General features: G+C 70.4%; 23 protein-coding genes. 2 read left to right on the forward strand and 21 right to left on the reverse strand.

Annotated elements, in window-relative coordinates:
* Positions 1-17 precede the first annotated feature (17 nt).
* The 6 genes from alr to ACZ4TG_RS28065 form a co-directional block, all read right to left on the reverse strand.
* Positions 18-1,154, reverse strand: a complete 1,137-nt coding sequence (gene alr, locus ACZ4TG_RS28040; protein WP_468167604.1) for an alanine racemase — start codon at positions 1,152-1,154, stop codon at positions 18-20.
* Between the two features lie 207 nt (positions 1,155-1,361).
* Entirely contained in the window at positions 1,362-2,759 is a 1,398-nt protein-coding gene (locus tag ACZ4TG_RS28045; RefSeq protein ID WP_468167606.1) for an NAD(P)H-hydrate dehydratase, read from the reverse strand.
* Between the two features lie 121 nt (positions 2,760-2,880).
* A complete protein-coding gene (locus ACZ4TG_RS28050) occupies positions 2,881-3,249 on the reverse strand; it encodes a holo-ACP synthase (RefSeq protein ID WP_468167608.1) in 369 nt (122 codons plus the stop codon).
* A 22-nt stretch (positions 3,250-3,271) separates the two neighbouring features.
* A complete protein-coding gene (glmS, locus tag ACZ4TG_RS28055; RefSeq protein ID WP_468167610.1) occupies positions 3,272-5,119 on the reverse strand; it encodes a glutamine--fructose-6-phosphate transaminase (isomerizing) in 1,848 nt (615 codons plus the stop codon).
* Positions 5,120-5,269: 150 nt separating this feature from the next.
* Positions 5,270-6,094 carry a hypothetical protein gene (locus tag ACZ4TG_RS28060; RefSeq protein ID WP_468167612.1) on the reverse strand — a complete coding sequence of 275 codons (825 nt, stop codon included), beginning with the start codon at positions 6,092-6,094 and terminating at the stop codon, positions 5,270-5,272.
* Between the two features lie 28 nt (positions 6,095-6,122).
* Positions 6,123-6,896, reverse strand: coding sequence for a hypothetical protein (locus ACZ4TG_RS28065; RefSeq protein WP_468167614.1), 774 nt, complete (start codon positions 6,894-6,896; stop codon positions 6,123-6,125).
* Positions 6,897-7,202: 306 nt separating this feature from the next.
* Between ACZ4TG_RS28065 and coaA the strand changes: the two genes are divergently transcribed.
* Positions 7,203-8,222, forward strand: a complete 1,020-nt coding sequence (gene coaA / locus ACZ4TG_RS28070) for a type I pantothenate kinase (protein WP_468167616.1) — start codon at positions 7,203-7,205, stop codon at positions 8,220-8,222.
* A 24-nt stretch (positions 8,223-8,246) separates the two neighbouring features.
* On the forward strand, positions 8,247-9,194 hold the full coding sequence (locus tag ACZ4TG_RS28075; RefSeq protein WP_468167618.1) for a DUF389 domain-containing protein: 948 nt from the start codon (positions 8,247-8,249) through the stop codon (positions 9,192-9,194).
* A 10-nt stretch (positions 9,195-9,204) separates the two neighbouring features.
* Here the strand turns inward: ACZ4TG_RS28075 and glmM are convergent, their stop codons facing one another.
* The 15 genes from glmM to secY all read right to left on the reverse strand — a co-directional run bounded on the left by glmM (position 9,205) and on the right by secY (position 22,113).
* Positions 9,205-10,563 (reverse strand): phosphoglucosamine mutase, encoded by a 1,359-nt coding sequence (gene glmM, locus ACZ4TG_RS28080; RefSeq protein ID WP_468167620.1) that lies wholly within the window; start codon positions 10,561-10,563, stop codon positions 9,205-9,207.
* Positions 10,564-10,698: 135 nt separating this feature from the next.
* A complete protein-coding gene (rpsI, locus tag ACZ4TG_RS28085; protein WP_030864407.1) occupies positions 10,699-11,214 on the reverse strand; it encodes a 30S ribosomal protein S9 in 516 nt (171 codons plus the stop codon).
* Between the two features lie 42 nt (positions 11,215-11,256).
* Positions 11,257-11,700, reverse strand: coding sequence for a 50S ribosomal protein L13 (gene rplM / locus ACZ4TG_RS28090; RefSeq protein ID WP_030230678.1), 444 nt, complete (start codon positions 11,698-11,700; stop codon positions 11,257-11,259).
* Between the two features lie 233 nt (positions 11,701-11,933).
* Positions 11,934-13,205 carry a glycosyltransferase family 87 protein gene (locus ACZ4TG_RS28095; RefSeq protein ID WP_468167623.1) on the reverse strand — a complete coding sequence of 424 codons (1,272 nt, stop codon included), beginning with the start codon at positions 13,203-13,205 and terminating at the stop codon, positions 11,934-11,936.
* A 64-nt stretch (positions 13,206-13,269) separates the two neighbouring features.
* The gene (locus tag ACZ4TG_RS28100; protein ID WP_468167625.1) at positions 13,270-14,889 is read right to left on the reverse strand and encodes an ABC-F family ATP-binding cassette domain-containing protein; all 1,620 of its coding nucleotides are present in this window, start codon (positions 14,887-14,889) and stop codon (positions 13,270-13,272) included.
* Between the two features lie 53 nt (positions 14,890-14,942).
* Positions 14,943-15,794, reverse strand: coding sequence for a tRNA pseudouridine(38-40) synthase TruA (gene truA / locus ACZ4TG_RS28105; RefSeq protein WP_468167627.1), 852 nt, complete (start codon positions 15,792-15,794; stop codon positions 14,943-14,945).
* Between the two features lie 96 nt (positions 15,795-15,890).
* A complete protein-coding gene (gene rplQ, locus ACZ4TG_RS28110; protein ID WP_319733898.1) occupies positions 15,891-16,364 on the reverse strand; it encodes a 50S ribosomal protein L17 in 474 nt (157 codons plus the stop codon).
* Between the two features lie 89 nt (positions 16,365-16,453).
* A complete protein-coding gene (locus tag ACZ4TG_RS28115; protein ID WP_008739666.1) occupies positions 16,454-17,476 on the reverse strand; it encodes a DNA-directed RNA polymerase subunit alpha in 1,023 nt (340 codons plus the stop codon).
* A gap of 158 nt (positions 17,477-17,634) precedes the next feature.
* Entirely contained in the window at positions 17,635-18,039 is a 405-nt protein-coding gene (gene rpsK / locus ACZ4TG_RS28120; RefSeq protein WP_003956432.1) for a 30S ribosomal protein S11, read from the reverse strand.
* Positions 18,040-18,093: 54 nt separating this feature from the next.
* Positions 18,094-18,474 carry a 30S ribosomal protein S13 gene (gene rpsM / locus ACZ4TG_RS28125; protein WP_347727990.1) on the reverse strand — a complete coding sequence of 127 codons (381 nt, stop codon included), beginning with the start codon at positions 18,472-18,474 and terminating at the stop codon, positions 18,094-18,096.
* 199 nt (positions 18,475-18,673) lie between these two features.
* Complete coding sequence (gene rpmJ / locus ACZ4TG_RS28130; protein WP_003956441.1) at positions 18,674-18,787, reverse strand: 50S ribosomal protein L36; 114 nt, start codon at positions 18,785-18,787, stop codon at positions 18,674-18,676.
* A gap of 73 nt (positions 18,788-18,860) precedes the next feature.
* On the reverse strand, positions 18,861-19,082 hold the full coding sequence (infA, locus tag ACZ4TG_RS28135) for a translation initiation factor IF-1 (RefSeq protein ID WP_003956442.1): 222 nt from the start codon (positions 19,080-19,082) through the stop codon (positions 18,861-18,863).
* Between the two features lie 138 nt (positions 19,083-19,220).
* Positions 19,221-20,057 carry a type I methionyl aminopeptidase gene (gene map / locus ACZ4TG_RS28140; RefSeq protein WP_468167630.1) on the reverse strand — a complete coding sequence of 279 codons (837 nt, stop codon included), beginning with the start codon at positions 20,055-20,057 and terminating at the stop codon, positions 19,221-19,223.
* A gap of 95 nt (positions 20,058-20,152) precedes the next feature.
* Positions 20,153-20,800, reverse strand: coding sequence for an adenylate kinase (locus tag ACZ4TG_RS28145; protein WP_468167632.1), 648 nt, complete (start codon positions 20,798-20,800; stop codon positions 20,153-20,155).
* Positions 20,800-22,113, reverse strand: a complete 1,314-nt coding sequence (gene secY / locus ACZ4TG_RS28150; RefSeq protein ID WP_468167634.1) for a preprotein translocase subunit SecY — start codon at positions 22,111-22,113, stop codon at positions 20,800-20,802. Before secY ends, ACZ4TG_RS28145 begins: the two co-directional genes overlap by 1 nt.
* Between the last annotated feature and the right edge of the window lie 51 nt (positions 22,114-22,164).

Consider the following 22,164-nt stretch of genomic DNA (forward strand, 5'->3'; position numbering starts at 1 on the left):
GCCGTCGCCGTCCTCACTCAGCCGTTGCGGTACACCCGAGGCACGCGCCCCCCGATACGTGTGACGATCTCATACGCGATCGTGTGTGCCGCTTGAGCCCAGTCCTCGGCGGTGGGTTCACCCAGATCACCGGCTCCGAAGAGGATCGCCGGATCCCCGGCCGCCACGTCGGCGTCGCCGATGTCGACGACGAACTGGTCCATGGCCACGCGCCCGGCCGCCCGGCGGACCTCTCCGCCCACCAGCACGGGGCCGCTCCCGGAGGCGTGGCGCGGCACGCCGTCCGCGTAGCCCACGGGGATCAGGGCGAGGCGGGTCTCCCGGTCGGTCACGTAGTGGTGCCCGTAGCTCACCCCGTGCCCGGCCGGCACGGTCTTCACCAGCGCGACCGAGGCCCTGAGGGACATCGCGGGCCGCAGCCCCAGCTCGGCCGGGGTCCCCAGCTCCGGTGCGGGCGACACGCCGTAGACGGCGATCCCGCAGCGCACCAGGTCGAAGTGGGCCTCCGGCAGGGTCAGCGTGGCGGGCGAGTTGGCGATGTGCCGGACCTCGGGCTCGATGCCCTCCTTCTCGGCGTACGCGAGCATGTCGCGGAAGGCGGCGAGCTGTAGCCCGATCGAGGGATGCCCGGGCTCGTCGGCGCAGGCGAAGTGCGACCAGACGCCGGTGACGTCGACCGTCCCCTCGGCCTGTGCGGCGACGGCCGCCCCGACGAGCTCCGCCCAGTCCGCGGGCTGGCACCCGTTGCGGCCGAGCCCGGTGTCGGCCTTGAGCTGGATCCGTGCGGTACGTCCGGCCGCGCGCGCGGCTTCGCGCACCTCGTCCAGCGCCCACATCCCGCTGACGGCCACGTCCACGTCGGCCTCGACGGCCTCCCGCCAGGGCCCGCCGGGGGTCCACAGCCAGCACAGGATCCGCGCCTCGATACCGGCGGCGCGCAGCGCGAGCGCCTCCTCGGGCGTGGCGGTCCCCAGCCAGCTCGCTCCGGCCTCGAGGGCCGCCCGGGCGCAGGGGACGGCCCCGTGCCCGTAGGCGTCCGACTTGACGACTGCCATCAGCCCGGCCCGGGGCGCCCGCGCGCGCAGCGCACGCACGTTGCTGCGCACGGCGGCAAGATCGATCTCGGCGTAGGCGCGCCTGGGTGTCTCGTTCATCCCGCACAGTCTCTCAGAACCCTCCGGAACTCGGTTCGCCCGACCGACGCCCCGAAAACCCCCGCCCCGCCGCCACTCCGCCGCCCGCCGGCCACACCCACCCCGACGGCAGGCCGCCCGCCCCGCGGAGCGGTACCCCAGGTGGACCCAACCACCCCGGCGGCGGCCGGGGCGACCGGGTCGGCAGGGCTGGCGCTCCGGGCCCCGTCAGGCGGAGCGGACGTCGCGCCAGGCTCGGGGCAGCGCTGCGGCCACCTCCTGCGCCGGTACCGGCGCGCCCGCGGCGGCGAGGCGTCCCGCCAGGCCGTGCAGGTACGCGCCGACGGCCCCCGCGTCCGCCCCGGAGAGCCCCGCCGCCAGCAGGGACCCCGCGAGCCCCGACAGCACGTCCCCGCTCCCGGCGGTGGCCAGCCACGGCGTCCCCGTCGGGTTCACCCGCACGGGGTGCCCGCCGGAGGCGACCAGCGTCGTGGAGCCCTTCAGCAGCACCGAGGCCCCGTACCGCTCCGCGAGCTCCCGCACCGCCGCCAGCCGCCCCGTCTCGACCGACTCGCGCGCCACCCCCAGCAGCGCCGCCGCCTCCCCCGCGTGCGGGGTCAGCAGGGTCGGGGCGGACCGCCCCCGCAGCACCCCGGCGTCGAGCCCGCGCAGCCCGTCCGCGTCCACCAGCACCGGGACGTCGCCCTGCTCCAGCAACTCCGCGACCTCCCCGCCCCGCGCATCGCCGAGCCCCGGCCCCACCACCCACGCCTGGACCCGGCCCCGCCCGATCAGCGTCTCCGGGTACCGCGCGAGCACCGCGTCCGCCGCCGGCCCGACGTAGCGCACCGCACCCGCACCACCCCGCAGCGCCCCGGCGACGGCCAGCACCGCCGCGCCCGGGTACCGCACCGACCCGGCGACGACCCCGACCACGCCCCGCCGGTACTTGTCGCTCGACGCCGTCGGCTCCGGCAGCAGCCGCGCCACGTCGGCGTGCTGCAGGGCCTCCGCATCCGGCGCGGGGAGCGAGAGCCCGATGTCCACCAGCCGCACCACCCCGGCCCGCGCGGCCCCGGGGTCGATCAGCAGCCCCGGCTTGTGCGCGCCGAACGTCACCGTGACGTCGGCCCGTACGGCCGGCCCCGCCACCTCCCCGGTGTCAGCGTCCACCCCGCTCGGCAGGTCCACCGCGACCACCACCGCCCCGGAGGGGATCCGCTCCACCAGCGCGGCGGCCGGCGGCCGCAGCCCGCCGCGGCCCCCGATCCCGACGAGCCCGTCCAGTACGAGGTCCGCCCGGCCGGGGACCTCCGGGGCCACCCGCCCCCCGGCGGCCCGCAGCGCGGCGAGCCCGCCCGGGTGCATCCGCGCCGGATCCATCGGCACCGCCGTCACCCCGGCCCCGCGCCGGGCCAGCCGGGCGCCCGCGTACAGCGCGTCGCCTCCGTTGTCCCCGGGCCCGACCAGCAGCACGATCCGCGCTCCGTAGACCTTCGGCAGCAGCTGCGCGCACACGGCGGCCAGCCCGGCCGCGGCCCGCTGCATCAGGGCGCCCTCCGGCAGCCCGGCCATCAGCTCGCGCTCGGCGCTCCGTACGGTCTCCACGCTGTAAGCAGTACGCATGGCACCAGCCTGCCCGAAGCCCGCGCCCCCTCACCCGCCCACGGCCCCGACGCCCCGACGCACCGACGCACCGACGCACCGACGCACCGACGCACCGACGCACCGACGCACCGACGCCGGCCTACCCCTCCGCGATCACCACCGCCGAGGCCACCCCCGCGTCATGACTCAGCGAGATGTGCCAGGACTTCACGCCCAGCGCCAGCGCCCGGGCCTCGACCGTCCCGGACACCCGCAGCCGGGGCTGCCCGGTGTCCTCGACGTACACCTCGGCGTCCGTCCACAGCAGCCCGCCCGGCGCGCCGAGCGCCTTGGCCAGTGCTTCCTTGGCCGCGAACCGGGCGGCGAGCGAGGCGGTACCGCGCCGCTCGCCGCTCGGAAGCGTCAACTCGGCGTCGAGGAAGAGGCGTTGTGCCAGGTTCGGCGTCCGTTCCAGCGCCGCGCCGAACCGCTCGATCTCGGCAACGTCAATCCCCACACCGATAATCACAACGCAAACCCCTACGCAGCCTCTACTCCACCGTCACCGACTTGGCGAGGTTACGCGGCTGGTCCACCTCGTTGCCCCGCGCCGTCGCCAGCTCGCACGCGAACACCTGCAGCGGCACCGTCGCCACCAGCGGCTGGAGCAGCGTCGGCGTCGCCGGGATCCGGATCAGGTGGTCGGCGTACGGGACCACCGCCTCGTCGCCCTCCTCCGCGATGACGATCGTCCGCGCCCCGCGCGCCCGGATCTCCTGGATGTTCGACACGATCTTGTCGTGCAGCACCGAGCGCCCGCGCGGCGACGGCACGACCACCACCACCGGCAGGTCCTGTTCGATCAACGCGATCGGCCCGTGCTTGAGCTCGCCCGCCGCGAAGCCCTCGGCGTGCATGTACGCCAGCTCCTTCAGCTTGAGCGCACCCTCCAGCGCCACCGGGTACCCGACGTGCCGCCCCAGGAACAGCACGGTGTTCTTGTCGGCGAGCGAGCGCGCCAGCGCCCGTACCGGCTCCATGGTCTCCAGCACGGTGTCCACGGCCGCCGCGATGTCCGACAGCTCCCGGATCACCGCCTCGATCTCGTCGCCCCACTTCGTACCCCGCACCTGCCCTAGGTACAGCGCGACCAGGTAGCAGGCCACCAGCTGCGTCAGGAACGCCTTGGTGGAGGCGACGGCCACCTCCGGACCGGCGTGCGTGTAGAGCACGGCGTCCGATTCGCGCGGGATCGTCGACCCGTTCGTATTGCAGACGGCCAGCACCTTGGCACCCTGCTCGCGCGCGTGGCGCAGCGCCATCAGGGTGTCCATGGTCTCGCCGGACTGCGAGATCGCGATCACCAGCGTCCGCTGGTCCAGGATCGGGTCGCGGTAGCGGAACTCGCTGGCCAGCTCGGTCTCGCACGGGATGCGGGTCCAGTGCTCGATGGCCAGCTTCGCGATCATGCCCGCGTGGTACGCCGTACCGCACGCCACGATCACGACCTTGTCGACCTCCCGGAGCACCGAGGTGGGGATGCGCACCTCGTCCAGGGTCAGCAGGCCGCTCGCGTCGATCCTGCCCAGGAGGGTGTCGGCGACAGCCTTCGGCTGCTCGGCGATCTCCTTGAGCATGAAGTAGTCATACCCCCCCTTCTCGGCCGCCGAGGCGTCCCAGTCCACGTGGTACGCCCGCACGGACGCGGCCGAACCGTCGAAGTTGGTCACCGTGACCCCCTCGCGGCGGAGCTCGACGACCTGATCCTGCCCCAGCTCGATCGCGGACCGGGTGTGGGCGATGAACGCGGCCACGTCCGAGGCGAGGAAGTTCTCGCCCTCTCCAACGCCCACCACCAGAGGCGAGTTCCGGCGCGCCCCGACCACCACCTCCGGCTCGTCGGCGTGCACCGCGACCAGCGTGAACGCCCCCTGAAGCCGCCGGCACACCTGCCGCATCGCCTCCGCGAGGCCGCGGGAGGGGTCGAACTCCTCCGCCAGCAGGTGCGCGACCACCTCGGTGTCTGTCTCGGACTCCAGCCGGTGCCCGCGCTCGGCCAGCTCGGCGCGCAGCGCGGCGAAGTTCTCGATGATGCCGTTGTGTACGACGGCCACGCGCCCCGAATTGTCGAGGTGCGGGTGCGCGTTGAGGTCGGTGGGGCCTCCGTGGGTCGCCCACCGGGTGTGCCCGAGCCCCGTGGACCCGGCCGGCATCGGGTGCCCGACCAGCTCCTTCTCCAGGTTGACCAGCTTGCCGGCCTTCTTGACGGCGGCGAGCTCCCCGTCGGCGAGCACGGCGACTCCCGCCGAGTCGTAGCCGCGGTACTCCAGCCGCTTGAGTCCGGCGATGACCACATCGAGCGCCGACTGCGCTCCTACGTAACCCACAATTCCGCACATAGGCCGCAGGGTACGCCGTAGTTGGCCTCCTGCCCGGTACCTGAACAGGACGAAAACCCCGCCCCGGCGAAAGTGCCGGAACGGGGTGGACGGCGAGGCGCGGCAGGGCGCCGCGGGGCTCAGCCCAGCTTCATCCCGGCTCAGCCCAGCTCAGCCCAGCTTCTTGATCTGCACGTCGATGAACGGCTTCGACGGCTGGCGCGCGGTCCCGAGCGCGGGGGCGTCCGCGTAGAAGGTGACGACCTCGCTGCCCTTGCGCACGGCGACCAGCTGGCCGGTCTCCGTCCGGCCGTCCTTCACCCGTTCGATGACGTAGCTGATCGCCGCGTCACCGGCGGTGACCGGCGCTCCGGGGGTCACCTTGGTGATCTTCCCCATGACGTCCTCGCGCTCCGTCGGGTAACCGCCGGCACACGCCCGGCCGGCGGTCTGCAGGGACTGGAAGGCCTCCGTGACGTGCTTCCTGTCGTACGAGCTGACCGTGATGGTCGTGGTCGCCTCGCCGAGGGCGGCGACCACCGCCTTCCCCCGGTCGGCCGCGGAGGCGTTCGCCGGCGGCTGCACCGGCCGGGTGACCGCCTTGGCGGCCCCCCAGCCGGAAGCCTGGGCGACACCGGCCGACTGGCCCATCTGCGCCCAGGCGAGCGGCGTGCACGCGGGCTCGGGGGTCCGGTAGAGCGCGTACGCGTCGCGCAACTGCGCGCGGGTGAGCCGTGTGACGACGTGCGTCGGGAGATCAGCCGGGGAGTCGGTGACCAGCACCGGGGCCACCTCCTGGTCCGTCCGGCCGAACTCGGCCGTCTCGGTCGGCGCGACGGCCGGCGTCGGGGCCGTGGCTGCGGCGGCCGTGCCGGTGCGTGCACCGGTCCCGGCCGCCGACGGGTCCGGGCCGCCCTCGCAGCCGCTGAGCGGCAGCACCAGCGTCGCGGCGCCCAAGGTCAGCGCGCACCGCCGGGCAGGTCCGGTCCTGCGCATGCCGTCCGCCCAGGGGCTCATCCCGAGTTCAGCCGAGCTTCTTGGCCTGCGCGTCGACGACGGCCTTCGGCTGCTGGGACTCGCCGCCCAGGTTGATCGCCCAGAACGCGGCCAGGGTGTTGCCCTTGCGGACGACGACCGAGTGGGTCGCCTTCTTGTCGCCGTCGCCCAGGTCCATGACGCTGGTGAAGGTGACGGCCTCGTCGCCGGCGGTCAGCGCGGGGTCCGCCTTGATGCCCTCGACGGGGGTCTTCTCGCCGTCCTGCGTGACGGAGAAGCCGCCGGCGCAGGCCTGGACCGCGGTCTTGACGGAGGCGAAGGCCTCCTCGGCGCCCTTGCCGTCGTAGGAGGTGAGGGTGACCGAGGTGGCGGTGCTCTTGAGGGCGCCCAGCGCCGCGTCCAGCTTCTCCTCCACGGTGGCGCCCTCGGCGGCCGGCTTCGGCAGTTCGAGGGCCATGGTGCGGGCCAGCCCGGTGGTCGTGCCGATCGCCTGCATGGACTGGGCCTGGGCCAGCACCTTGCACTCGGGCTTGTCGGTGTCGACGGGGCCGGCCTTCTCGTCCTTGACCGGCTCGACCTTGTGCGTCGGCAGGTCGGCCTGGGTGATCAGCAGCGCGGTCAGCTGCTCGGCCGTCTTGCCCTTCGCGCCGGCGGCGGCCGGGGCGGAGGCCGAGGCACCCGCGGACGGCTTGGCGTCCGCCTTGGTGTCATCCGCCTTGTCGGAGCCGCAGGCGGTGGCCAGCAGCGTCAGGGACACGGCGGAAGCGGTCAGGACGGTACGACGGACAAGAGCGGTACGCACGAAGGATCTCCCCCACAGAAAACACACAGAAAACGAAAAAGGCAGAGCGAACAGCCCCGGAAACACCCGTGCAAGGGCGTACGTCGGAGCTGTGATCACCGACAATCTACGGCTGGTCCCGATCACCCGATCGGGTTTATCCGCCCGTCCCGCCAATCGTGACCCTCGCGATACCTCAAGAGCGTCCAATCGAGACCGGGCGCACCACAACCCTTCCCGTGTACCCGCCGCGGGCCCCCTCCACCACCCCTGGCACGTGACCGACCACACCACCCACAAGCGCCCCCGAGCCCCGACAATGGCACTGTGATCACTTCGCCGCCACGAAGGACGCCGGACCGCGCAACGGAGCGCCCCGGACATCGCCGGGCCCCCGACGCCTCCCCCTACGTCGACCTCACCCGGGCCGAGTGGAGCGCCCTGCGCGAGCGCACGCCCCTGCCCCTCACCGCCGACGAGGTCGAGCGGCTCCGCGGCCTCGGCGACGTCATCGACCTCGACGAGGTCCGGGACGTCTACCTCCCGCTGTCCCGCCTGCTGAACCTCTACGTCGGCGCCACCAGCAACCTCCGGGGCACCCTCAACACCTTCCTCGGGGACGCGGGCAACGGTCACGGCGCCCAGACGGGCACCCCCTTCGTCATAGGGGTCGCCGGCTCCGTCGCCGTCGGCAAGTCGACCGTGGCCCGTCTGCTCCAGGCCCTGCTGGCCCGCTGGCCCGAGCACCCGCGCGTCGAGCTGGTCACCACCGACGGCTTCCTGTACCCGATGAAGGAGCTCCAGCGCCGCGGCCTGACCTCCCGCAAGGGCTTCCCGGAGTCGTACGACCGCCGCGCGCTCACCCGCTTCGTCGCGGACATCAAGGCGGGCAAGGACGAGGTCACGGCCCCGGTCTACTCGCACCTGATCTACGACATCGTCCCGGGCGAGCAGCTCGTCGTACGCCGCCCGGACATCCTGATCGTGGAGGGGCTCAACGTCCTCCAGCCGGCCCTGCCTGGCACCGACGGCCGGACCAGGGTCGGTCTCGCGGACTACTTCGACTTCAGCGTGTACGTGGACGCGCGTCCCGAGGACATCGAGCGCTGGTACCTCAACCGCTTCCGGAAACTGCGCGAGACCGCCTTCCAGAATCCTTTCTCCTACTTCCGCAAGTACACGCAGGTCTCCGAGGAGGAGGCCATGGAGTACGCACAGACCATGTGGCGGACCATCAACAAGCCCAACCTGCTGGAGAACGTGGCGCCCACCCGCGGCCGCGCCACCCTCGTCGTGCGCAAGGGCCCCGACCACAAGGTGCAGAAGCTGAGCCTCCGCAAGCTCTGACCGCCCGCGAACTAGGGTGCGGGCATGCTGCACCTGCGGATGATCATCCCGCCTGACCGGACGCACGCGGTGCTCCGGCTCGTCGAGGAGACGGTCGGCACCACGCATCTGGTCGTCCTGACGGGCGCGGCCCTGGTTCCCCCCGGTGACCTCGTCCTGTGCGACGTGGCCCGGGAGGCGGGCGACGAGCTGCTGCACGGGCTCCAGGCGCTGGGTCTCGTGGAGGACGGCTCGATCGCCGTCGAGGACATCGACCTGTCCCTGTCCCGGCGGGCCGACGAGGCCGAGGAGGAGGCTCCGGGCGAGGCGGCCGACGCGGTGCTGTGGGGGCAGCTGAGCGAGGTCACGCACGAGGAGTCCACGCTCACCATCACCTACTGCGCGTTCATGATCATCGCAACCATGATCGCGGCCTGCGGTGTGGCGCTCGACAACGCCATCCTGATCGTGGGCGCGATGGTGGTCGGCCCGGAGTTCGGCCCGCTCGCGGGGGTGTGCGTCGGCGTCGTACGGCGCGAGCGGCGGCTCGCGCTGCGGTCCCTGCTGGCGCTGCTGATCGGCTTCGCGGCGGCGATGGTCGCCACCACCGTCTTCAGCCTCTGCATGGACGCGATCGGCCAGTTCGAGCCCGGCATGCTCGACCGGCCCCGGCCCAACACCGGCTTCATCTGGCAGCCGGACTCGCTCTCGTTCGTGGTCTCGCTGCTGGCGGGAGTGGCCGGGGTGCTCTCCCTGACCTCCGCGAAGTCGGGGGCCCTGGTCGGCGTGGCGATCTCGGTGACCACCGTCCCGGCCGCCGCGAACGCCGCCCTGGCCTTCAGCTACGGGGAGTTCGGCCAGATGTGGGGCTCGGTGGAGCAGCTCCTGCTGAACCTGGGCGGGATCATGCTGGCGGGCGTGCTGACCCTGTACGGGCAGAAACTGCTGTGGCGGACCCAGCTCGGTCACTGGGTCCGCCACGGCAAGGCCTGAACGCCTACGGTCAGCCGAGGGCCGACTTCACCACGTCCGCGAGGCGTCCCGCGACCGCGCGGGCCTGCTCGATGTCGGCGGCTTCCACCATCACCCGTACGAGCGGCTCCGTACCGGACGGACGGAGCAGCACCCGGCCGGTGGCGCCCAGCTCGCGCTCGGCGTCGGAGACCGCCGCCGCCAGCTCGCCCGAGGTGGAGACGCGGGACTTGTCCACGTCCGGGACGTTGATCAGGACCTGCGGCAGCCGCTGCATCACGCCCGCCAGGTCGGCGAGGGAACGGCCGGTGGCCGCGACCCGTGCCGCGAGCAGCAGGCCGGTCAGCGTGCCGTCACCGGTGGTCGCGTGGTCGAGGATGATCACGTGGCCGGACTGCTCGCCGCCCAGGGCGTAGCCGTGCTCCTTCATCGACTCCAGCACGTAGCGGTCGCCGACCCCGGTCTGTACGACCTGGATGCCCTCGGCCTCCATGGCGAGCTTGAAGCCCAGGTTCGACATGACGGTGCCGACCACGGTGTTCTCGCGCAGGCCGCCCGCCTCGCGCATGGCCAGCGCCAGCACCGCGAGGATCTGGTCGCCGTCGACCTCCGCCCCGTCGCCGTCCACGGCGAGGCAGCGGTCGGCGTCGCCGTCGTGCGCGATGCCGAGGTCGGCGCCGTGCTCGACCACGGCCGCCTTGAGCAGGTCGAGGTGGGTGGAGCCGCAGCCGTCGTTGATGTTCAGGCCGTCCGGCTCGGCGCCGATCGTGACGATCTCCGCGCCCGCCCGGGTGAAGGCCTCGGGCGAGACGAAGGCGGCCGCGCCGTGGGCCTCGTCCAGGACCACCTTCAGGCCGTCGAGGCGGTTGGGCAGGACCCCGATGAGGTGGGCGACGTACTTGTCGAAGCCCTCGTTGTAGTCGGAGATCCGGCCGACGCCGGATCCGGTGGGCCGGTCCCAGGGAGCGCCGGTGCGGTGCTCCTCGTAGACGGACTCGATGCGGTCCTCCAGCTCGTCGGCGAGCTTGTGGCCGCCGCGGGCGAAGAACTTGATGCCGTTGTCGGGCATCGCGTTGTGGCTGGCGGAGAGCATCACGCCGAGGTCGGCGCCCAGCGCACCGGTGAGATACGCCACCGCCGGGGTGGGCAGCACACCGACGCGCAGGACGTCCACGCCCGCGCTCGCGAGGCCCGCGACGACCGCGGCCTCCAGGAACTCGCCGGACGCGCGGGGATCCCGGCCGACCACCGCGGTGGCCCGGTGGCCCTCGAAGGTGCCGGCCTCGGCCAGTACGTGCGCGGCCGCCACGGAGAGGCCGAGCGCGAGCTCAGCCGTCAGATCCGCGTTGGCAACGCCTCGTACACCGTCCGTCCCGAAGAGTCGTCCCACTGTTGTCCTCCCGAGTTCGCGCTTCGCTTGTGACCGCTAGTGACAGGTATTTGCCGCTTGTGGCGGTAAACGAACCGCCCCGACAGCACACAGAGTGCTGCCGGGGCGGTTTCGTTGCAGAACAGCAGGCGCAGATTAACGCTTGCTGTACTGCGGAGCCTTACGGGCCTTCTTGAGACCGGCCTTCTTGCGCTCGACCGCACGGTCGTCGCGGGAGAGGAAGCCGGCCTTCTTCAGCGCCGGGCGGTTGTTGTCCACGTCCGCCTCGTTCAGCGCACGGGCCACGCCGAGGCGCAGGGCGCCGGCCTGGCCGGAGACGCCGCCACCCGAGATGCGGGCGATGATGTCGTAGCGGTTGTCCAGCTCAAGGAGCTTGAACGGCTCGTTGACTTCCTGCTGGTGCACCTTGTTGGGGAAGTAGTCCTCAAGGGTGCGACCGTTGATCTTCCACTTGCCGGTGCCCGGAACGATCCGGACGCGGGCGATGGCGTTCTTGCGACGGCCCAGGCCGGCGGCCGGCTGGGGGTCGCCGAAACGACCGGCAAGGGACTCGGAGGTGTAGTCGCCCTCGACGACGACCTCAGACTCGGTGGTGTACTCCTCGACGCCCTCGAACTCTTCGACGGGGGTCTCGGCGGTGGTCTCGGCCACGATGCTCCTCAGAATTTTCTACGTCTTAGGGGGTGGCCGGAACTACTGCGCGACCTGGGTGATCTCGAACGGCACCGGCTGCTGGGCAGCGTGGGGGTGCTGGTCGCCCGAGTAGACCTTCAGCTTCGAGAGCATCTGACGGCCCAGGGTGTTCTTGGGGAGCATGCCCTTGATGGCCTTCTCGACGGCCTTCTCCGGGTTGTTCGCCAGGAGGTCGTCGTAGCGGACCGAGCGGAGACCACCCGGGAAGCCGGAGTGGCGGTACGCCATCTTCTGGGTCGCCTTGTTGCCGGACAGGTGAACCTTGTCGGCGTTGACGATGATGACGAAGTCGCCCATGTCCATGTGGGGGGCGTAAGTCGGCTTGTGCTTGCCCCGCAGGAGGGCAGCGGCCTGGGTCGCCAGACGGCCGAGGACAACGTCCTGGGCGTCAATGACGAGCCACTGGCGCGAGATGTCGCCGGGCTTGGGGCTGAACGTACGCACGCGTATGCCTTCGCTTCTTCAGTGGTGGGCATCCCCGAGGCGTTAGCCCCAAGGGACGGGTCCTGACAAGGTCACCACGGACGATCACGACAGCCCTGGTCCACAACGGGGACGCAACCCGTGTGTACCGCTGGTCATCGGCCCGGTGGACCGGCGTAATGCCCTCTCACGTGAGAATGAGCAAGCCAATACGCATGACGAACCAGCAGGATACCCGTGAGGCCCAAGAAGGGTCAAAACGCGGTCCTCGACCCCGTCTCGACGGAAGTCGTGGCGCACTCCGGTTCGGTCCTGGGTCGGGACCCCGCAGTTCGTACGACTTCCACCATAACCCGGCCCGGCCGCTGCGAACGCCACACGAGCAATCCGGTGAGCGAGCACAGGGTCACCATGTCCCGGAACGCCCGCCGCTTGTGCTCGAACTCCGACGGCCACGGAATGCCCGCCGTCTGCGGCACCAGCGCCACCCAGAACCAGGGCGAACGCGGCATCGAGCCCGCCCGCACCCCCGACGCCAGCAGCAGCGGAAGCACCACCAGCAGGTAGTGGTCGAAGGACGGCCGCGACACCAGGAATGCGGCGAGCATCACCATGCAGGCCGTCTCCGCCAGCCGCAGCTCACCGTCATCGCCGTCGTCCGTACGCCGCCAGCGCACCCAGGCCGACCACAGACCGCCCACCGCCCCCGCGCCCGCCAGCAGCACGGCGAAGGAGCCCGGCGCCCCCAGCCGCGGCAGCGCCGCGATCGGCGAGGCGTCCCAGGGCAGCGCGTACGCGTCCTGCCCCTGGAACAGAAAGGGCAGCGTCTTGGTGAAGAACAGCGTCGGGCTCGGCATCATCAGCGCCCCCACCAGCGAGAGCGCCACCGGCACCGCCACCGCCACCGCCAGCCCCCGCCACTGCCGGCACACCACGAACAGCACCCCGATCGGCACCAGCATCGGCTTGCAGGCGATCGCCAGCCCCACCACCAGGGCGGCCGCCCCCCACGACCGGCGGTGCGCCAGCAGCAGCGCCACCGGCAGGGCGGCCGCCGAGATCGCCGTCCAGTTCCCGATCAGCACCAGGTTCGCGTACGGCTTGTAGGCCAGCGCGAAGAGCCCGAACCCGCCGACCGCGAACCGGGACCGCACCGGTACCCGGAACAGCCGCAGCGCGGCCCACCACCCGAGACCGATCAGCCCCGACATGCCGAGCGGCAGCAGCCAGCGCAGCGCCCACCGCGGCACCAGCGCCTCCGGCACCGCCATGATCACCGCGCTGGGCAGGTAGAGGAAGCGCTTGTCCTCGTACGGGGACCGGCCCGCCAGCAGCGCGTCCGCCGCCTTGACGACGAAGGCGTTGTCCGAGCCCCAGTTCTCCCGCAGGCTCGTCGAGACGGCGATCGCCAGCACGATCACGAGGGAGACGGCCCACCACGAGCGGGGCGCGGGCCGCAGCAGCCAGGCGAGGCGGCCGGCCGCGGGGTCCGGCTCACCCGTGTCGCGGCGGGATTCCCACTTCATGAGCCAGATGCTAGGCCGCAGCCCCACAACGCCTCCCCCTCGACCCGCGCGGGGGTGGTCTCCCCTAGCGCTTGCGCTCGACCCTACGTTCGTCCCAGACCGGCTCCTGAGTCTCCCGCACAACACCGTCGGAACCGAAGACCAGGTAGCGGTCAAATGTGCGCGCGAACCAGCGGTCGTGCGTCACGCACAGCACCGTTCCGTCGTACGACTCCAGGCCGTCCTGCAGGGCCTCCGCCGACTCCAGGTCGAGGTTGTCCGTCGGCTCGTCCAGCAGCAGCGCCGTGGTCCCGGCCAGCTCCAGGAGCAGGATCTGGAAGCGCGCCTGCTGCCCGCCCGAGAGCTTCTCGAAGGGCTGGTCGCCCTGGCGCTCCAGCTCGTAGCGGCGCAGGGCGCCCATCGCCGCACCGAGCGGCTTCGCCGCCTCCGTCCACAGGATGTCGACGAGGGTGCGCCCGAACAGCTCCGGATGGGCGTGCGTCTGCGCGAAGTGGCCGGGGATCACGCGGGCGCCGAGCTTCCACGTACCCGTGTGCTTGACCTCCTCGCCCGCCATCAGACGCAGGAAGTGCGACTTCCCGGAGCCGTTCGAGCCGAGGACCGCGACGCGCTCGCCGTAGAACACCTCCAGGGAGAAGGGCTTCATCAGCCCGGTGAGCTCCAGGTTCTCGACGGTCAGGGCGCGCACCCCCGTACGTCCGCCCTTGAGCCGCATCCGGATGTCCTGCTCGCGCGGCGGCTCCGGCGGAGGGCCCGCCTCCTCGAACTTCTGGAAGCGCGTCTGCATCGCCCGGTACCGCGAGGCCATGTCGGGGCTGGAGGCGGCCTGGTTGCGCAGCCGCAGCACCAGCGCCTTCAGCCGGGCGTGCTCCTCGTCCCAGCGCCGCTTGAGCTCCTCGAAGCGCGCGAAGCGCTCCTTGCGGGCCTCGTGGTAGGTCCCGAAGCCCGCGCCGTGCACCCACACGTCGCTGCCCGTGGGGCTCGCCTCCAGGCTGATGATCTTCTCTGCGGCCTGGGTGAGGAGCTCCCGGTCGTGCGAGACGAAGAGCACCGTCTTGCGGGTGGCCTTCAGCTGCTCCTCCAGCCACCGCTTGCCCGGGACGTCGAGGTAGTTGTCCGGCTCGTCGAGCAGCAGCACCTCGTCCGGCCCGCGCAGCAGCGCCTCCAGGACGAGGCGCTTCTGCTCACCGCCCGACAGCGTGCGCACCTCGCGGAACTGCGCGGTGTCGTACGGGATCGCCAGCGCGGCCGTGGTGCAGACGTCCCACAGCGTCTCCGCCTCGTACCCCTGTACGTCGGCCCAGTCGCTCAGGGCCTGCGCGTACGCCATCTGCGCGGCCTCGTCGTCCACCGTCAGGATCAGCTGCTCGGCGCGGTCGACGGCCTTCGCGGCCTCCCGGATGCGCGGCTGCGCCACCGACACCAGCAGGTCGCGCACGGTCGTCTCGTCCCGGACGGAGCCCACGAACTGCGACATCACACCGAGCCCGCCGCTGACGGTGACCCCGCCGCCGTGCGGCTGGAGGACGCCGGAGATCAGCTTGAGCAGGGTGGTCTTGCCGGCCCCGTTCGCCCCCACCAGGGCGACCACCGAGCCCTCCCCCACCCGGAAGGAGACGTCGGGGAGCAGGACCCGCCCGTCGGGAAGGTAGTACTCCAGGTGGCTGGCTTCGAGATGTCCCATGCGGGGCATTCTCCCGGTCCGGCCGCGATCCACCCAACCGGATTGGGCGGGGCTCAGCAGCAGCCGGCTCCGGGCAGGGTGCGCACGTTGCGCGCTTCCTTGCTGCGGGCGGCCAGCAGCTCGTCCGCCGGGTAGCCGACCTCTTCCAGGGTGAGCCCGTGCGGCTTCACGACGTGGACCGAGGAGTCCCGTACGGCGGCGGCCAGCACCTGCCCGGGCCACTGGACCGGCCGGTGCCCGTCACCCACGTGCAGCAGGGCGCCGACGAGCGAGCGGACCATGTTGTGGCAGAAGGCGTCGGCCCGGACGGTCGCGGTGACGATCCCGTCCTCGGCGCGCTCCCAGCTGAGCTGCTGGAGGGTACGGATCGTCGTGGCCCCCTCGCGCTTCTTGCAGTACGCGGCGAAGTCGTGCTCGCCGAGCAGCGGGGCGGCGGCCTCGTTCATGGCGTCCACGTCCAGCGGCCACTGGTGCCACAGCACGTGCCCGCGGCGCAGCGGGTCGACGCCGGCCTGGTGGTCGCCGACCCGGTACGCGTAGCGGCGCCAGACGGCCGAGAACCGCGCGTTGAAGCCCTCGGGGGCCTCGGCGGCCTTCCATACCCGTACGTCGTGCGGCAGCCGACCCGCGAGCCTGCGCAGCAGCTTGTCCTGGTGCTCGGCCCACACCTCCTCGGCGATGTCGAACTGCGCGACCTGCCCGCGCGCGTGCACCCCGGCGTCCGTCCGGCCGGCCACGGTCAGGTCGACGGGCTCCTTGAGGCGCATCACGGTCTGCAGGGCGCTCTCCAGCTCTCCCTGCACGGTCCGCAGCGTCCGCTGCTTCGCCCAGCCGGAAAAGTCCTTGCCGTCGTACGACAGGTCCAGCCGCACCCGGACGTGCCCGGGCTCCACCTCGTCACTCACGTGACAGATCCTCTCTCAGAGATGCAGAACGGGCCCGCCCCAAAAAGGGGCGGGCCCGTTCAGAGCCGATCAAGCAAGCTCGATCCCGAAGCGGGATCAGGCCTCCTTGGTCTCCTCGGCGGGGGTCTCGGTGGCCTCGGCCTTGGCCTCCGCCTCCTTCACCGCGCGCTTGGTGGCGGCCTCGGCCTCACCAGTGGCCTGCTGGGCGACCGTCAGGGCCTCGACCAGCTCGATGACGGCCATCGGGGCGTTGTCGCCACGACGGTTGCCGATCTTGGTGATGCGCGTGTAACCACCGGGGCGGTTCTCGTAGCGCGGGGCGATCTCGGTGAACAGCGTGTGCACGATGCTCTTGTCCGTGATCGTCTGCAGCACCAGGCGACGGTTGTGGATGTCGCCCTTCTTGGCCTTGGTGACCAGACGCTCGGCGTAGGGACGCAGGCGACGGGCCTTGGCCTCGGTGGTGGTGATGCGGCCGTGCTCGAAGAGCGCCTTCGCGAGGTTCGCGAGGAGGTGCTTCTCGTGCGCGGCGCTGCCGCCCAGACGGGCACCCTTTGCGGGACGCGGCATGGTGTTACTCCTTCATATCTGCACCGGCCGTGTCAGGTACCGGTGTCAGTTCCCCCGGAGCGGCTGCCCCGGGAAAGTTCTGGTGGTGCTTAGTACTGCTCGGTCTCGACGAAACCGGCGTCCGCGTCGTCGTCGGCGCCGAAGGCGTCGGCGGCGGCGGTCGGGTCGAATCCGGGCGGGCTGTCCTTGAGCGCCAGGCCCATGCCGGCCAGCTTCGCCTTGACCTCGTCGATCGACTTCGCACCGAAGTTGCGGATGTCGAGCAGGTCGGCCTCGGAGCGGGCGACGAGCTCACCCACGGAGTGGATGCCCTCGCGCTTGAGGCAGTTGTACGAGCGGACCGTGAGCTCCAGCTCCTCGATCGGCAGCGCCAGGTCGGCGGCCAGGGCCGCGTCCGTCGGCGAGGGGCCCATGTCGATGCCCTCGGCGTCGATGTTGAGCTCGCGGGCCAGACCGAACAGCTCGACCAGGGTCTTGCCGGCGGACGCCATGGCGTCGCGCGGGCGCATGGCCTGCTTGGTCTCGACGTCGACGATCAGCTTGTCGAAGTCGGTGCGCTGCTCGACTCGGGTCGCCTCGACCTTGTAGGTGACCTTGAGGACCGGGCTGTAGATGGAGTCGATCGGGATGCGACCGATCTCCTGGCCCAGCTGCTTGTTCTGGACGGCGGAGACGTAGCCGCGACCGCGCTCGACGGTCAGCTCCATCTCCAGCTTGCCCTTGCCGTTGAGCGTGGCGAGGACCAGGTCCGGGTTGTGCACCTCGACACCGGCCGGGGGCGCGATGTCGGCAGCGGTGACCAGGCCGGGACCCTGCTTGCGCAGGTACATCACGACCGGCTCGTCGTGCTCCGAGGAGACGACCAGCTGCTTGATGTTGAGGATGATGTCGGTGACGTCTTCCTTGACACCCGGCACGGTGGTGAACTCGTGCAGGACGCCGTCCACGCGGATGCTGGTGACAGCGGCACCCGGGATCGAGGACAGGAGCGTGCGGCGCAGGGAGTTGCCGAGGGTGTAGCCGAAGCCCGGCTCCAGCGGCTCGATCACGAACCGCGAGCGGTACTCGTCGACGACCTCTTCGGTCAGCGAAGGACGCTGAGCGATAAGCATGTCTGTGTTCCTTCATTCGTGGACGCCCACTATTTGACGCCCGACGGGTAAAGCCAGGTACAGCAAGGGTACGGGCGGCACGTCCCCCGAAGGGGTCGTGCCGCCCGGACTCTCAGGAACGCACGGCGTACGAGTTCACGTACGCCCGGCGCGCTGCGTCAGACGCGGCGGCGCTTCGGCGGGCGGCAACCGTTGTGCGGGGTGGGGGTGACGTCCTGGATCGAGCCGACCTCGAGGCCGGTGGCCTGGAGGGAGCGGATCGCGGTCTCGCGGCCGGAGCCCGGACCCTTGACGAAGACGTCGACCTTGCGCATGCCGTGCTCCTGCGCGCGGCGGGCGGCCGACTCGGCGGCCATCTGCGCGGCGAAGGGGGTGGACTTGCGCGAGCCCTTGAAGCCGACGTGGCCGGCGGAGGCCCAGGAGATCACGTTGCCCGAGGGGTCGGTGATCGAAACGATGGTGTTGTTGAACGTGCTCTTGATGTGGGCGTGCCCGTGAGCGACGTTCTTCTTTTCCTTGCGGCGCACCTTCTTGGCAGCGCCCTGACGACCCTTGGGGGGCATCTAAATCTCCTACGGGAGGTGGTCGGTCCTACAGCGCAAGACCGCTGAACAGGACTACTTCTTGCCCGGCTTCTTCTTACCGGCGATCGCGCGACGCGGACCCTTGCGGGTACGGGCGTTCGTGCTGGTGCGCTGACCGTGGACCGGCAGGCCACGACGGTGACGCAGACCCTGGTAGCAGCCGATCTCGACCTTGCGGCGGATGTCGGCCTGGATCTCGCGGCGGAGGTCACCCTCGGTGCGGAGGTTGGCGTCCACGTACTCGCGGATCTTGACCAGGTCCTCTTCGGCCAGGTCACGAACGCGGGTGTTCGGGTTCACACCGGTGGCCGCAAGGATCTCCTTGGACCGGGTGCGACCGACACCGAAGACGTAGGTGAGTGCGATCTCCACGCGCTTTTCGCGCGGGATGTCAACACCGGAAACGCGTGCCATTCAATGGCTCCTGTGTGTTCGGGGGTCTTCCGCAGAACCAGCCCCGACCGCCGACCACACCTGATGGGTGGTGGTACGCCCGGGTCCCCGGCCCCCGCCGGAGGTACCGCCGGCCCGTTGAGGGCTGGGCGGGTTCTGCGTATGTACGTTTTTCTTACGTCGCGCGAAGAACTGCGGAGTGCAGGTCGGTCGGCGTGCGTCAGCCCTGGCGCTGCTTGTGGCGCAGGTTGTCGCAGATGACCATGACCCGACCGTGACGGCGGATCACCTTGCACTTGTCGCAGATCTTCTTGACGCTCGGCTTGACCTTCATGTTGGTGAGGTTCTCCGGGTCAGTGCCACCACCCGCGCCGGACGAGATGCCCGGTCAGGAGTGAAGACAAGATCTACTTGTATCGGTAGACGATCCGGCCACGCGTCAGGTCGTACGGGGAAAGCTCCACGACAACCCGGTCATCAGGGAGGATGCGGATGTAGTGCATGCGCATCTTGCCGCTGATGTGCGCGAGGACCTTGTGACCGTTCTGGAGTTCCACCTTGAACATGGCGTTCGGGAGGGACTCGATCACGGTGCCCTCGATTTCGATGGCACCTTGCTTCTTGGCCACGCTTCGCCTTTCGAATCGGCTACCTTGATCGGCTTCGCGCCCATGCAGGGCATGGAAATGCACGAGAGCCGACGAGTCAGTCTACGTCAGGGCTCCCAGAAAGACGAATCCGGAAAGTTTGCCCCAGAGTGTAGATCATTAACCGAGGGGGTCCGGGGCCGTGGTGACCCCGTACTCCGCCAGCTTCGCCTTGCCGCAGTCCGGGCTGGTCAGGACGATGGGCCCGGCCTCGGTCAGGGCGATGGAGTGCTCCCAGTGCGAGGACCAGGTGCCGTCGGTCGTGATGACCGTCCAGTCGTCCGCCAGTACCTCCGTCTGGGGGGTGCCCAGGGAGACCATCGGCTCGATCGCCAGGCAGACGCCCGGGACGAGCTTGATCCCCTTGCCCCGCTTGCGCGAGACGTAGTTCAGCAGGTGGGGGTCCATGTGCATCTCGGACCCGATCCCGTGGCCGCCGTAGTCCTCGATGATCCCGTACTTGCCGGTCGCGGGACGCGGCTGGCGGCGGATGTAGCCCTCGATCGCCTTGGAGATGTCCACGAGGCGGTTGCCGAGCTTCATGGCGGCGATGCCGGCCCACATGGACTCCTCGGTCACCCGGGAGAGCTCCAGGAGCTCAGGCGCGTGCCCGGTGCCCACGAAGGCGGTGTACGCGGCGTCGCCGTGCCAGCCGTCGACGATGGCACCGGCGTCGATCGAGATGACGTCGCCGTCCTTGAGCACCGTCTTGTCGTCCGGGATGCCGTGGACGACGACCTCGTTCACCGAGGTGCAGATGGTCGCGGGGAAGCCGCCGTAGCCGAGGAAGTTCGACTTCGCGCCGGCGTCCGCGATCACCTTGCGGGCCACCATGTCCAGATCCCGCGTCGTGGCGCCCGGCACGGCCGCCTCACGGGTCGCCGCGTGGATCGCGGCGACGACCAGCCCCGCCTCTCGCATCTTCGCGATCTGCTCGGGGGTCTTGATCTGGACCATGGAACGTACCTTCCAGCCTTCGGAACGGGTCTTCTCAACAGTACGGCCGCGATGCCCTGGGGACACCGCGGCCGTACCTGCACAGCAAGGGGTTACTACTTGTTCAGGGCGTCCATCGCGCGCCGCGTGATCTCCGCGACCTCGCCGAGGGCGGGGATCGTCGACACGAGGCCCTGGGCCTTGTAGTAGTCGATGATCGGCTCGGTCTCCGCGTGGTAGACCGCGAGCCGGTTGCGGACCGTGTCCTCGGAGTCGTCCCCGCGCTGGTACAGCTCGCCGCCGCAGTGGTCGCAGACGCCGTCGGTCTTCGGCGGCGCGTACGTCACGTGGAAGACGTGCGCGGAGTCCTTGCGGCAGGTCCGGCGGCCGGCGATGCGCTTGACGACCTCGTCCTCCTCGACCTCCAGGTCGAGGACCGCGTCCAGGCGCAGGCCCGCGGCCTTGAGGATCTCGTCGAGCGCCTCGGCCTGCGAGAGGTTCCGGGGGAAGCCGTCGAGCAGGAAGCCGTTCGCGGCGTCGGGCTGCTCCATCCGGTCCTTGGCCATGCCGATGGTGACCGAGTCCGGGACCAGCTCGCCTGCGTCCATGTACGACTTGGCGCTCTTGCCGAGCTCGGTGCCCTGGCTGATGTTGGCGCGGAACAGGTCACCCGTGGAGATGTGCGGGATCGACAGGTTCTTGGCAAGGAACGCGGCCTGCGTTCCCTTGCCCGCACCGGGGGGTCCGACGAGGACGATTCGCATCAGCGGAGGAACCCTTCGTAATTACGCTGCTGGAGCTGGCTCTCGATCTGCTTCACGGTTTCCAGACCCACACCCACGATGATCAGGATGCTCGTCCCGCCGAAGGGGAAGTTCTGGTTCGCTCCGAAGCCGGCCAACGCCATCGTCGGCACAAGAGCGATGAGACCCAGGTACAGCGACCCCGGCCAGGTGATCCGGTTGAGTACGTAGCTCAGGTACTCGGCGGTAGGCCGGCCGGCGCGGATGCCCGGGATGAACCCACCATACTTCTTCATGTTGTCGGCAACTTCCTCGGGGTTGAACGAGATCGCCACGTAGAAGAACGCGAAGAAGACGATCAGGAGGAAGTAGACGGCGATGTAGTACGGGTGGTCGCCCTTGACGAAGTGCTTCTGGATCCAGGTGGCCCAGCCGGCGGTCGAGCCGCTGAACTGCACGATCAGGGCGGGGATGTACAGCAGCGACGAGGCGAAGATGACCGGGATGACACCGGCCTGGTTCACCTTGAGCGGGATGTACGTCGAGGTGCCGCCGTACGCACGGCGGCCGATCATGCGCTTCGCGTACTGGACCGGGATCCGGCGTTGCGCCTGTTCGACGAAGACCACGAGCGCGACCATCGCCAAACCGACCAGGATGACGACACCGAACTCGACCCAGCCGTCAGCGATCTTGCCCTGGAGCTTGATCTGCCAGAGGGCGCCGATGAAGCCGGCGGCGATCGAGATGAACATGAGGATCGACATGCCGTTGCCGATGCCGCGGTCGGTGATGAGCTCGCCGAGCCACATGACGACGCAGGTACCGGCGGTCATGGTGATGACCATGACGACCATCGTGAAGATCGAGTGGTCCGGGACGATCTGGCTGCGGCGCTGGCAGGTCCCGAAGAGGGCGCCGGTCTTCGCGGTGGCGACGAGGCCGGTGCCCTGGAGGATCGCGAGCGCGACCGTCAGATAGCGCGTGTACTGGGTGATCTTCGCGGTACCGGACTGGCCCTCTTTTTTGAGGTTCTCCAGCTTCGGAATGACCACGGTCAGCAGCTGCAGGATGATGCTCGCCGTGATGTACGGCATGATGCCGAGCGCAAAGATCGTGATCTGCAGCAGCGCGCCACCGCTGAACATGTTGACGAGGCCGAAGAGGCTGTTGCCACTCCCCGCCTGGTCCACACAGAACTGAACGTTCTTGTAGTTCACGCCGGGCACCGGGATGTGGGACCCGAGGCGGAACAACACGATGATGGCGAGCGTGAAGAACAGCTTCTTGCGCAGGTCGGGCGTCTTGAACGCCCGGGCGAACGCGGTGAGCACGGTGCCTCCTGCGACCCCCGCGCTACTGCGTCAGAGGTGACGGTCTGAGGG

The sequence above is a fragment of the Streptomyces sp. NPDC028314 genome, from assembly GCF_055565795.1.

Excerpts from the sequence above, each read along its gene's own strand:
- ACZ4TG_RS28115 (WP_008739666.1), bottom strand. The coding sequence starts at position 17,476 with ATGCTTATCGCTCAGCGTCCTTCGCTGACCGAAGAGGTCGTCGACGAG.
- alr (WP_468167604.1), bottom strand. The coding sequence starts at position 1,154 with ATGAACGAGACACCCAGGCGCGCCTACGCCGAGATCGATCTTGCCGCC.
- rpsK (WP_003956432.1), bottom strand. The coding sequence starts at position 18,039 with ATGCCCCCCAAGGGTCGTCAGGGCGCTGCCAAGAAGGTGCGCCGCAAG.
- ACZ4TG_RS28060 (WP_468167612.1), bottom strand. The coding sequence starts at position 6,094 with ATGCGCAGGACCGGACCTGCCCGGCGGTGCGCGCTGACCTTGGGCGCC.
- ACZ4TG_RS28095 (WP_468167623.1), bottom strand. The coding sequence starts at position 13,205 with ATGAAGTGGGAATCCCGCCGCGACACGGGTGAGCCGGACCCCGCGGCC.
- glmS (WP_468167610.1), bottom strand. The coding sequence starts at position 5,119 with ATGTGCGGAATTGTGGGTTACGTAGGAGCGCAGTCGGCGCTCGATGTG.
- rpsM (WP_347727990.1), bottom strand. The coding sequence starts at position 18,474 with ATGGCACGCGTTTCCGGTGTTGACATCCCGCGCGAAAAGCGCGTGGAG.
- rpmJ (WP_003956441.1), bottom strand. The coding sequence starts at position 18,787 with ATGAAGGTCAAGCCGAGCGTCAAGAAGATCTGCGACAAGTGCAAGGTG.
- ACZ4TG_RS28100 (WP_468167625.1), bottom strand. The coding sequence starts at position 14,889 with ATGGGACATCTCGAAGCCAGCCACCTGGAGTACTACCTTCCCGACGGG.
- rplQ (WP_319733898.1), bottom strand. The coding sequence starts at position 16,364 with ATGCCGCGTCCCGCAAAGGGTGCCCGTCTGGGCGGCAGCGCCGCGCAC.
- ACZ4TG_RS28075 (WP_468167618.1), top strand. The coding sequence starts at position 8,247 with ATGCTGCACCTGCGGATGATCATCCCGCCTGACCGGACGCACGCGGTG.
- ACZ4TG_RS28145 (WP_468167632.1), bottom strand. The coding sequence starts at position 20,800 with ATGCGAATCGTCCTCGTCGGACCCCCCGGTGCGGGCAAGGGAACGCAG.
- map (WP_468167630.1), bottom strand. The coding sequence starts at position 20,057 with ATGGTCCAGATCAAGACCCCCGAGCAGATCGCGAAGATGCGAGAGGCG.
- ACZ4TG_RS28045 (WP_468167606.1), bottom strand. The coding sequence starts at position 2,759 with ATGCGTACTGCTTACAGCGTGGAGACCGTACGGAGCGCCGAGCGCGAG.